Origin of the sequence: Chitinophaga sp. 22620 (assembly GCF_052044405.1) — a bacterium.
Classification (GTDB): domain Bacteria; phylum Bacteroidota; class Bacteroidia; order Chitinophagales; family Chitinophagaceae; genus Chitinophaga.
On the sequence record NZ_JBQEMV010000003.1, the window covers coordinates 917,447 to 929,526 of the forward strand.

The 12,080-nt window shown below is 53.2% G+C and carries 7 protein-coding genes; 2 read left to right on the forward strand and 5 right to left on the reverse strand.

The genetic code is table 11. The features are described 5' to 3' along the window. Position 1 precedes the first annotated feature (1 nt). Positions 2-1,240, forward strand: a complete 1,239-nt coding sequence (locus tag ACTJIK_RS19185; protein WP_440649080.1) for a parallel beta-helix domain-containing protein — start codon at positions 2-4, stop codon at positions 1,238-1,240. A gap of 12 nt (positions 1,241-1,252) precedes the next feature. Beyond that, positions 1,253-2,278, forward strand: a complete 1,026-nt coding sequence (locus ACTJIK_RS19190; protein WP_440649082.1) for an SO2930 family diheme c-type cytochrome — start codon at positions 1,253-1,255, stop codon at positions 2,276-2,278. A 99-nt stretch (positions 2,279-2,377) separates the two neighbouring features. On the opposite strand, the gene ACTJIK_RS19195 is transcribed toward ACTJIK_RS19190, so the two are convergent. The 5 genes from ACTJIK_RS19195 to ACTJIK_RS19215 form a co-directional block, all read right to left on the reverse strand. Continuing rightward, positions 2,378-5,221, reverse strand: coding sequence for a M16 family metallopeptidase (locus tag ACTJIK_RS19195; RefSeq protein WP_440649084.1), 2,844 nt, complete (start codon positions 5,219-5,221; stop codon positions 2,378-2,380). 137 nt (positions 5,222-5,358) lie between these two features. Further along, positions 5,359-6,456, reverse strand: coding sequence for a type IX secretion system outer membrane channel protein PorV (gene porV / locus ACTJIK_RS19200; protein ID WP_440649086.1), 1,098 nt, complete (start codon positions 6,454-6,456; stop codon positions 5,359-5,361). 70 nt (positions 6,457-6,526) lie between these two features. Next, positions 6,527-9,478 (reverse strand): MBG domain-containing protein, encoded by a 2,952-nt coding sequence (locus ACTJIK_RS19205; RefSeq protein WP_440649088.1) that lies wholly within the window; start codon positions 9,476-9,478, stop codon positions 6,527-6,529. An 82-nt stretch (positions 9,479-9,560) separates the two neighbouring features. Continuing rightward, positions 9,561-10,499 (reverse strand): DUF4397 domain-containing protein, encoded by a 939-nt coding sequence (locus ACTJIK_RS19210; RefSeq protein ID WP_440649090.1) that lies wholly within the window; start codon positions 10,497-10,499, stop codon positions 9,561-9,563. Positions 10,500-10,503: 4 nt separating this feature from the next. Continuing rightward, positions 10,504-12,063, reverse strand: a complete 1,560-nt coding sequence (locus ACTJIK_RS19215; protein ID WP_440649092.1) for a hypothetical protein — start codon at positions 12,061-12,063, stop codon at positions 10,504-10,506. Positions 12,064-12,080: the final 17 nt, after the last annotated feature.

The following is a 12,080-nucleotide window of genomic DNA, read 5'->3' on the forward strand; positions in this document are numbered from 1 at the left end:
TATGAGATACTCCCTCCTGTTACTGGCGCTCATGGCCGCATGCGCCGCCCCCGAAAAGAAGACCGAAGGCGGTTATAAAACAGTACTGGCTTTCGGCCCGGGCGAAGAACAAAAGATCACCGAAGCCTTCCTGACAATGACGGACAGCAGCAGCCTGGAACTGAAGGCAGGCACCTATAAATTCGATAACCTCAGCCTCGTGCAGCTCAAGCACATCCGCATCACCGGCGCAGGGCCGGATAAAACGCTGCTGGACTTTTCCGGCCAGCGGCAGGGCGGCGAAGGCATTCGTGTGGCCGAAGTGGACGGTTTCGAGATCAGCGGCATGACCATCAAAGATTCCAAAGGCGACCTGCTGAAGGTGAACAAAAGCAAGGACGTGACCATCACCAACCTGCACGCCATCTGGTCCACCTCCGACTCCACCAGCGGCGGTTACGGCATTTATCCCGTACTCTGCACCAACGTGCTGGTGGAGAACTGTTACGCGCAGGGCGCATCTGATGCGGGCATTTACGTAGGGCAATCCAACAAGGCCGTAGTAAGGAAAAGCAAGGCATTCAGGAACGTAGCGGGTTGCGAGATCGAGAACACGACCAACGCGGAAGTATACGACAATGAATTTTACGGCAACACCGCCGGCTTCCTCGTTTTCGACCTGCCTGACCTGAGCCAGCGCGGCGGGCATGTGAAGGCATACAACAATTACATCCACGACAACAATGAAAGGAACTTCGCCAAATCGGGCAGCTTCGGCACCACCTGGGGCGTGGGCAATGCGGCGCCGGGCAGCGGCGTGATCATCCAGGCCACGTCTGACGTGGAGCTGTACAACAACCGCATCCTCAACAACAACTCCAGCGCCATCATCCTCGTATCCGGCTTTTTCGTGGATGCGAAAGCAGGGGAAAAGATCAACGCGAATTATTTCCCCGTATCGAAGAACATCCTGATACACGGCAACACGCTGGAAATGGGCGACAGCTTCCCCGAGCCGGTGTTCTCCCATCATACCGGCAAAATACTCGTGGCCATCGAACAGGCGATGAAGCAGCGCATCCCGCTGATCGTGTACGACGGCATTTCCACCAATGTGCTCACGCAGGAAAAGGGCCTCAACCCCGATTCCATCTGCATCAAACAAACCGGCAACAACTTATTCGTGAACGTGGACGCGCTGAACATGGGCAAGCCGCAATGGAGCCCGGGAACGGATATGACGGCATTTACCTGTAAATAATAATCTATCGTGATGAGATCTGTGATTGTATTGATCCTGACTATGACCACCCTTTACAGTTGCAGGCCCAAAAAGCCTGCAACTACTTCCGGCTTCCGCGAAAAACTTTCGGACTACGGTTTCTTCAAAGGCGCGCTCAGCCAGCTGAGCCCCGAGGCTCACGTGCACCGGTACGACCTTGCCACGCCTTTATTTACCGACTACGCCGTCAAAGACCGCTTCATTGCACTGCCCGAAGGCGGCAGCATGCAATACCGCGACAGCGGCGCTTTACAATTCCCCGACGGCACTTTCATCATCAAAAATTTCTCTTACCGCGATACGGCGGGCGATAAAGTGCTGATAGAAACCCGCCTGCTGCATAAGGACCCCCAGGATGGCAAATGGAAAGTGATGAATTACCTCTGGAATGAAGCCCAGACCGAAGCGGAAAAATGGATTGCGGGCAAACAGGTACCCGTCACCCTGCTGGATGATAACCGGCAGCGCGTCAGCACCCTGTACCAGGTACCCAACACCAACGACTGCAAACGCTGCCATTCCAGCAACGGCACGCTGCTGCCCATTGGCCCGAAAGCGAGGAACCTGCATTACGGCAAGGGAGAACAGCTGCTGCAATGGGCTTCCGCGGGCATATTGAAAGGCATGCCGGACATCAGCCAGGTGCCGGCGCTTCCCGTATGGACGGATAGCCTGCATTACTCCGTTCCGCAACGCGCCCGCGCATACCTGGATGTGAATTGCGCCCATTGCCATACCAAAGGCGGCGATGCGGATAACACCGGGCTTTTTCTTGAATACGGCCAGCAGCAGGCTGCTCACCTCGGCATTCTCAAAGGCCCGGTTTCAGCGGGCAACGGCGCGGGCGGACTGGATTTCGACATCGTTCCCGGCAACGCCGCCGCCTCCATCCTCGCCTACCGGATGAACAGCACAGAACCGGGCACCGCTATGCCCGAGCTGGCACGAACGCTGGTGCATAAAGAAGGCGTGGCATTGATCGTACAGTGGATAGAACAGATGAAGAAGGAGCGGTAATTAGCCGATGTTGGTCAGTAAAGGTCATTACGAAGAAGAATCAAAAAGGGCTGTCTCATTATATGAAACAGCCCTTTTTGCGCAGATATAACTGATCCGTTATTTTTCAGGCACCAGCACTGCCTTGAAGTAGCTGGCGTTGCTGAGGTATTTGCTTGCGGTCTCTTTCACGCTCTCGGGCGTTACTTTTTCGAGGCGCTCGTTCTGTTTGAGGATGCTCAGCGGGTCTTCGTTTGTCTTGAATTTGCCGGTGAGATAGTTCAGCCAGAAGCTGTTTTCACGAAGGCTCACTTCCATGGCCCTTTTGCTTTCTGCTTTGAATTTCTCCACGTCTACCGCGGTAGCGCCTTCTTTTTTGATCTTCTCGATCTCGTCCAGCGTGGCGTTCACCAGCTTGTCCACGTTCGCGGAAGCGCAGCTGAAGGAAATAGTGAGGTTGTAGTTGGCATACGGCTCCTTGTCGTAACCAATACCTACGTTCGGGCTGTACACGCCGCTTTCTTTCTCCCGCAGGCGCTCCAGCACTTTAAATTCCAGGATGTCGCTGAGGGCGCTAAGCTGCAGGTTGGTGGCCGGCGCAAATTCATAGGTGCCGTAGAAGAAGAGTTTCACCTGCGCTTTGTCTTCAATGCCTTTTTTCACGATGCGGGTGATGTTGCCCGTCTGCGGCCTGATGCCGCGGTCCACATACTTGCTGCCGCTGTTGGTGGAAGGCAGGCCGCCGAGGTAGGTTTCCAGCAGCGGGGTGATCTGCGCCACGTCGAAGTTACCGACGAACACGAAGGTCTGGCCGCTGGCGTCCGCAAAGCGGCTTTTGTAGAATTCGAGGGAACGGTCCAGGTTCACCTGGTCCAGCTCAGCCAGCGTAGGTTTCCTTTCGCGGAGGCTGTTGGAAGACAGTACAGCGGTGATGGTGTCGCCGAATACATTATCCGGCGCATCGTCCGCGTTCTGGAGGTATACTTTGAAGTCTTCCATGTTCCTTTTGAACACCACCGGGTCTTTGCGGGGATTGGTGGCATAGGCGTACACCAGCTGCAGGGCTGTTTCGAGGTCTTTCGGCGATGCGCTGCCGCTGTAACCTTCATACAGGTCGCCCAGGTAAGAGGAAGCCGCGGCGGTGGTGCCGGCCAGCATTTTACGCAGCTGCGAGTTCTCGAACTCGCCGATGCCGTCGCCGGGGATGTTGCCTGCGTAATTGGTGGCCATGTAATCCTTATCGTCTACCAGCGAAGTGCCGCCCGGGCGGAAGGAAGAGAACAGGATCTGGTCGTTCTTGAAATCGGTGGGCTTCAGGTACACGGTCACGCCGTTGCTCAGCGTGAGTTTGGTAACGCCGATGCCTTCTATCTTCTCCGTACCGGTTACTTTGCCGGGCGTGGGTTTCTTTTCCAGCAGCGGTTTATTAACGGTATTGTCCACGTAAGCGGTAAGCCCTTTACCGGCGCCGCGCAGGCTTTCCAGCAGTTGCGCGCTGGCGGGTATCTTGTCTTTATCTTTTTCGGGAGCCTGCACCAGTACGGTTACGTTCTCCTCAGACAGCATTTTTTTCGCGGTCTTGTTCACATCTTCCAGCGTGATCTCGTCCAGGAATTTTTTGGTGAGGTTGTAGCGCACATCGGGGCTGATGATGGGTGAGCCGGACATAAAGTTTTTCAGGTAAGCCTGCACGAAGCTGGCGGAAGGTATCTTGTCCTTTTCCCTGTAGGCCTTTTCGTTGGCGGCTTCCGTGTTCTTTTTGGCTACTTCCAGCTCAGATGCGGTAAAGCCGAACTGCGCCATGCGGTATGCTTCGGCCATTACGCCGGCAAGCCCTTTGCCGAGCTCCTGCGCGTCTTTGGTAACGGCTACAACGGTCAGCGCATTCAGCCCGTCTATCATGCCGCCCTGCCATGGGCCGTAGCTCAGCTGGCCTTCCACGAAAGGCGCGGTGCCTTTCTGTTTCAGTTCCAGGATGCGCGCGCCGATCATGGAATTGATCATGCCCACGATCATGCCGCTTTTGTAATCGGCGGTGGTGCGGGTAGGTTTGGCGTGGTGGCGGATGGTAGCGAGGGCTACATTGTACGGGAATTCCTTGTCGGTGATGATCTTCACGACCGGCTCCTTGTTGTCCGGCAGGCCGTAGGTCTGATGCGGCTTGGCATTGGCGGGGTTCTTCAGCCCGCTGAAGTTCTCTTTGATCATCGCTTCCACGGCGGCCACATCAAAATCGCCCACTGCGATCACGGATTGCAGGTTGGGGCGGTACCAGTCTTTATAGAACTGTTTGATCTCTTCATGCTTGAAGTTCTGGATGATGTCCAGCTTGCCGATGGGGATACGCTCTGCATAGCGGGAGCCGTACAGGATCACCGGCAGGGCTTCCTTCTGCATGCGCGACTGCGCGTTTTTCCCGCGCTGGCGCTCTTCTTCAACAATGATACCCCTCTCCTCGTCGATGTCGGTATTTTCCATGTTGATATGCCCTGCCCAGTTGGCCAGGATCTTGAAGGCGTTTTTGAACAGCGCCGCACTGTCTGTAGGAATAGGCAGCTGGTAAACGGTCTGGTCGAAACCGGTGTAGGCATTCAGGTCGGCCCCGAACTTCACGCCAGCCTTCTGGAGGTAGTTGATCAGTTCATTTTTAGGGAAATCCTTTGTACCGTTGAAGGCCATATGCTCCGTAAAGTGCGCAAGACCTTGCTGTGCATCGGTTTCCATGAGGGAGCCTGCTTTCAGGGCCATATATAACACGGCGCGGTTGCGGGGCTCAACGTTCCGGCGGATGTAGTAGGTAAGCCCGTTCGCCAGTTTCCCGATCTTCACCTCCGGGTCTGCCGGGAATTTCTCCCCGGCGGCCGCTTTGGCGGCTGCCTGTTTGGGCTGCGCAAATGCAGGGTTCTCTAACAGGGAAAAGACGCTCGAAGCTACAAGCGCCAGTAACAGAAAATTACGTTTCATAAATAGTTATCCAGTTTGGTTGGTTGGGCCTAAATATACTCAGATTCATCCATTCCGCCCGCCGGTTGTTACACGACCGGTACGAATCGGCTGCCGGAAGGATATTTGGGGGGCCGGGCAAACATGTGGGGGCCGGGCTAAAAGCTCAGCTGCAAACCAAACTGCAGGGTGTTGCCCAGCGGGTTCCGCTGCGCCTCCGTGCCACTGGGAGCCAGATAAGACAGGTTAAAAGAGAAAATATCATAACAAAATCCCAGGCCGGCAGTCAATCCCTTACGATTGCCCTGCTTTTCCGATTCGCCAAAATAGCCGGCCCGTAGCTGGAGCATGTTCCGGTAGCTGAATTCCACGCCAGCGCCATACTGCCAGGCTTTATTACCAAACCCTTTTCCCAGGCCGGATAAAGAGCTTTGCTCATAATAATCTTCTCTTTCTGCTGCTGTAGCGGGCACTTCGGGCACCAGCAGCTTATTGATGTCTACGCCAAGGGTGATCCTGTTATCTTCATTCAACACCGCGGTGTAAGCCCCGCCTGCACCAAGATTGGCCGGCAGGAACTCCTTTTGCCCGGCATTTTCCGTATAGCCGATCCTGGAGCCTACATTGCTCAAAGCCAATCCTGCCGAAAAGCCCTGTCCCTTTTCATTCTTGCCGTTGTAAAATAAGGACACATCACCGGCAACAGCCTCTCCCGGTTTGTATTGTGTACTGCCATATGAGCCGGTGGCCAGGCTGGAGTTGATGTAGCGCAGGGCAATGCCGACAGCGAGCTTGTCCGATAGCCTGCGGGCATAGCCGAGATCGATGCTGAATTCGTGAGGGCGGGCAGTTTGGAGCACGCCGCCGTTAATATCCTTCAGCTGAAAATCCCCTAAGTTAAAATAACGGACGGAAGCGGTGACGGCTTGCAGCGAATCAAAGCGGCGATAACCGGAAAGGCCGAGCAGGTACATATCGTCGGTCACTTCCCGCATCCAGGGAGCATAATTAACGCCGATCGCGGTTTGTTTTCCGGCAAACGGCACTTTTGCCAGGTTCCAATAACCGCTGTTCGCATCGGGCGAAGTAGCCAGCCCGATATTACCCATGCCCGCCGCACGGGCGTCGGCCGGAATACGCAAAGAGGGTGCGGCCGTAGTGATCACTTCTGTAGGCTGTATCTGTGCCTGGGCCTGTTGTACACCGGCTGCCATGAGCATAGCCATAGCCCAGCATTTATAATTGTTCCGTTTCATTTTATCTTTTTTAAGCCCCTGGAATGCTTTTGTAACATTCCAGGGACAGTAGGAATGGTTTTTTTTCGGTTTACCTGATGATCTTATCGCTTAGTTTCAATCCCTGCCCTCTTACCAGCACGATGTAAGCCCCGGCGGAAACATTGAATACCGGCAACTGGTATGTATTGACGCCGTTCGTCAGCGATACGTCCAGTGAAAGCAATACACGGCCTGTTACGTCTGCCAGTTGCAGCACGGCCCGCTGCGCTTTGGAGGAATACACCCTTGCCTGCAACGTATTGCCATTGAATACGGCGTCTACCCTGTTTTCCGTAACAGGAAGCGCTTTTACCGTAAGTATACCTTCCGCGTAGGTGATGGCATAATTATTGGCGGCGGCCCCGCTCACTGTAACCGGGTAAAAGCCCGGGGCTGAGCTCAATGTAGCCGTGGTAGTAACTGCAGGTTGCGTGGTGAGGGAAGCGGATGTCTCACCATTTACGAAGCCGGTATAAGCTAGTGTCAGTGAAGGATTGGGCTCATCCTGGAACCTGGTTTTATTTTCAGCGGTAATAGTCAATGCCGCTTTATTGACGGTGAGCGCTACCGTTACATTCGTTGCCGGGAGCCAGAAGCTGTTGCCGGGCTGCGAAGCGGTGATATTCGCCGTGCCGGCGCCCACAATATGGATATTGTTGCCCACGATGGAAGCTACCGCCGGGTTATCGCTGGTATATGCGACCTGCAGGCCGGAGGTAGCTGTAGCGCCGGGCGCAAAGTCCGCGTCGCCGTATGTTTTAGTTAATCCGGCAAAGGTGATGGTTTGCGGTTGCTGCACCGGCGGGTTTATCGTGAACGTGCCATCCACATAGGTAATGGTATAATTCTCCGCCGCGGCGCCGCTTGCCGTAATGGCATAAGTGCCGGCAGGCGATGCTTGTGTGGCCGTAGTAGTAACAGCAGGCTGCGCGGTAAGCACCGTTTCCGTTTCCCCGTTTACAAAGCCGGTGCCGGTGAACGTGAATGCCGGGTTAGGATCGCCCTCCTCTTTGGTCTTATCATCGGCGGTAATGGTCAATGCCGCTTTATTGACGGTTAGCGTGGCCGTTACATCGGCAGCAGGCAGCCATGTAGTGCCGTTGCCGGGCTGGCTGGCGGTAATGGTGGTAGTGCCCGACTTGAGAATATGCAGGGTGCCATTGGTAATGGTGGCAATAGCGGGATCGGCTATCGAATAGGTAATATCCAAACCCGAAGTGACCGTAGCGCCTACAGCAGCATCCGCATCGCCATAAGTTTTAGTGAGGTCGGAAAAACTGATGGTTTGCGGTTGCGGCTGGTTGCTAAGCGCAAAATCACCCACAAACAGATCAAGATTGGCGTTACTGGTTCCCGTTGCCAATTTAGCCGTTACGACCAGCTTATTAGCGGCAGGATAAATGCCTGAAGGGCGCAAACCGGCCATAGTCGCCGCTGAGCCGAGCGGCATGTTTATCACTGTATCGCCGTTAGTGGCCCATACGCTGTCTGTACTGGTAAAATAAAAATAAGTGCCGTCTGTACCCGAGGCCGCTACCTGGTTAGGGAAGGTACGCCCGGCAACCTTTTTTGTACCTGCCGTAGTGCCGTCGCTTTTCCAGATATTAAAAGCTGTAGTGCCGCTTACCGCTGCGTCCACCGCTCTGAAATAAAATGCGTCGCCTGCTTTGATAAACAGGCTTGGAGCCTTTGTTGCGTTGCTGACCAGCGTAGTGCCCGCAGCTGTGCCATCGGTGCGCCAGAGGTTATACACCGAGGAACTCATACGCGCATAATAATAGTAGTAGCCATTCAGCGGATATAATACTGTTGAGGTATTGACATTGGGGGCATGGGGAACGGCGCCAAGCTGCAGCAGCACCGTGTCTTTACGTGAGCTGCCACCCGCATAAAACCTCTTGGTCGCATAAGCTATATCACTATCCGTGAAGAATAATTTACCATCCAAAAGATGTAATAACGACACCGTGTTGACCTGGGCTTCGTAATAGATCGAGTCGGGATTGGCCGGGTCGGGGGTTAGTTTCCATATTTGCCTGCTGTATGTGGCAGAACCATAAGGCGTTGCGACGTACAGCGTATCCCCATGTGCAATAGGGCTGCCACCGATAGCGCTGCTATTGAAATTGCCGAAATGAGTAACCTGGTAAGTTCCCGCCGGTGTGCCATTGCTTATCCACCATTCTTTTCCTGCCGACTGGGTGCCGCTGCTGTTTGCTTTGAAATAGAGGTACCTGCCTGCGGCATGCTGGTCAGATAAAGTCAGGTTAGTATCTACGGTATTAATATCTTTTACCAATACCGTACCTGCCGTGGTGCCATCGCTTTTGTATAGCGCATAGCCGATGCCATCGCCCGCGCTGGCGGCTACGAAAAATACAGTGCCGTTTACATTCGTTATGTCCTTTACCTGGAATGAGGCACGGCTGACGGCGTTGCCGCCGTCAAATGCCTTTAGCCGCAGGGTACCTGCTACGGTTCCGTCGGTTTTCCAAAGGCCTACCGTTGCTGGCATAGCGCCCCCTTCTTCGACCACCTTGAAATAAACAGCATTTCCAGACGCCGTTAATCCTGAAATCTGGGTTCCCGAAGTGGTTAAAAGCTGCAACGTGTTGCCATTGCTGCAAAAGAGGTATTTCCCGTCAATTACAAAATATAGCTCGTTATTGAAGAGCAGCCAGGTCTTCTCGCCATTATAGGTCGGAGTGGGTAAACTTATACCGGGCATTCCTGCTGAATACGGCGCAGGGGCCTGTAATTGCGCGGTGCCTGCCGGGGTGCCGTCAGTTTTCCAAAGCTGCAGGCCATTGGTACCATCGGTGGCAAAGAAAAAATAGCTGCCATCGGTCCGTTTAAAGAAATTCTGTGCCTCGGAGCCGCTGAAGAAGGTATTTACAGGCATCACTTCCAGGCTTTGCGCCGCCGCGGGAACAATACCGGCCGCATACATACAGGCAGTAAATAACAGGTGAAATAAAAATTGTAGCCGTTTCGTTTTCATTTACTTTATTGTTTTATTCCTTCCCTGGGGGAAAGCGGGATTGATTATTAATAAAACAGTGCGTTTTAAATTGTCTTTTTTTTCACGAAACCCTTCTCACATTCACCCGGAAATCGGGCGTTACCTGCCAGGTAACGGTCGTATAGCCGTTGGCATTTACTATAATGCGCCTTGATGCAGCCTTCGTAAAACCCTGGATAACGGTAATAAATGAAGCACCGGATTTTGCAGGCATGGACACGCTGTATATTTTAGTGGTAGTGCCCGCTTTGTAAAAGCCTAATACGAGATTGCCATAAGCAGCAGATGCACCGGTAGTGTCCATCTCCGCATAATTGTTGTGATTGCCAAAAGCAAGATCCTGTACGATCGCATCTCCTTCCCTGTTACCATTTTTGTCCATACGGTATACATCTACAGCACCCGCATCGGGCGAGAGGTGCACCATCTGCACCCTTACTTTTCCTTCCACCGCATCCAGGTAAGCAGGGATGCTCAACACCCTGTAGGCACTGTCGTTTGCCGGGTCTTCTGTAAGATATTGGGTAGTGTAGGTCTTGGCGTCCAGCTGAACCGCTTCTCTTACCAGGTAGTTTTTATACGCGGAAGTATAAATGAACCTGTAAAAACCTGATGCCAAAGGCATCCAGTAGACATTATGTTCCGCTCTGCCGATATCGTCTATTACTGAAGGTGTTCCGGTGATGTAGCCGGGGTACTGCTTCATATCGTCAAAGCCCATGGCAAATGCGGGCCAGGAGTTATTGGCATGGGAACCGAAAAGCGGCGGGCGGGGTATGCTGTCGTTGACATACACCATATTCTGGTCCGACAGGTAAAATTTCTGAGTAGGAGACAGATCCAGAATGCCCTGCTTAAGCACTTCAGATGCATTGTAAAAATTAACATAGGCTTCCGTTTTATTACCGGCTATTACCGCTTCTTTCCGGCAGGACGCCAGCAATAGCACAGCCATCATAACGCCGGCCGTAAAACCGCCTGTCTTGCAAATATTATTCATATGCTTATTGACTGATTGTTTTTAAAATATATTGCCTGGAGTTGCCGGTCATGTATAACATACCATTCGCATCATAATTCAATAATTCATCCCCTGCCGTCAACGTAACTGTTGTAGTGGATATGTCCCTTTCTACTTTACCAGGCGCGTAACGTTCCCCCCTGCGTTGGGCAAAATTCAACACGCCGAAGGCGGGGAAATTGTCGGCAGATATGCCCTGGTACAGCAAAAGCAGCTTTTGTCCCGGCATGGCCATATATCCAAACAAAGGAGCGTCATTGCTGCCGCTGTTGCTTCGCGGATACCCGGTCAGCAGGCTGAACGAACCGGATATGTACGGAATGTCCGTTATCAGCTTAGGCTCGTAAGTATAAAGCGGCACCTGGTTGGCAAGGTCGTATTGAGCCAGGTCGTGTACGCTGGCGCCCATAATACAATACAGCAACCCTTCGTCGGGCGCAATAGCCCGCATATAACCTGTTACTTCGCTGTTTTCAAACATAAACAGCACATCGCCGGGGGCATAATATTGGTTGGCGCCGGTATTCCATATCTGCGGCACAAAATCCGCCGTTACCCCGGGAGGATTCCTGCTAAACCTGAACAGGTAGCTGTAGTTACCGGCGGCATCAAGTTTGGCTAGCAGCAGATCGCTCATATTTACATATACATTGCCTGAACTGTCGGGATATATGCGTGAAGCTTTAAAGATCTTCACATCGTTTATCTTGCCTTCAAAAGGCGTAAGAGCGGCTACGGTGCGCTGGCTGGCGGTTTTCGGGTATAAGGTGCGGTTGATGGTGGCGAGCTGTCTGGTAGCCAGATCCACCCTGCACAACCTGTAAATTTCGTTCGCAGCATTATCGGCGCTGTTATCGGTTGTAATGGCCGAAAAGTACAGGTAACGTTCCTGCGGGTCCACTCCCCCGCCGTTAAAGGCCGTAATGGTAAAGGCGCCGTAGCTGTCCTTATAATCTGCGGGCGAAAGGATCGTGGCAAGCGTACCGTCTGGCGACAACCGGTTGATGGAACGGGCCGGCGCGAGCTGGGTCCACAGGTATATGTTCCCGTTTCCGCTGCGGCAATACAATATTTTACTGCCGCCTGTAAGGGTATGCTGCCTGGTCAGCCGAAGCGGCTGCACCAAACCCGCCGTGGCATTCTCCAATATTTCAATAGGCCGGGCGGGAATGGTATTGCCCGCGGAAGTGACCGCTACTGGCCTCTCTGGCCCAACGCCCATCTGCTGGGTGATAACAATTTTTATCCTGTCTATCCAGACGGTATCATATACCGGGATATTGGTTGAATACACAACTTTTTCCATTGCCAGTATACTTACGCTGTCTACATCCCCGATCTTAATACGCAGGCCGTATTCAGGATTCAGCCGGCCCTGCATGACCAGCGTGTCGCCCACCACGTAGGCGTCGTTATATGCCAGTATTTCGGGCTGTTTGTGCAGCACTTCATATTGCTGGTCAGCCTTTTTGCAGCCCGCTGCTGTCATTACCGCAAGGGCGCAGATAAACCAGGTATGACATGACCTTTTACTTATTATCATTGCGCGTATACTTTTTA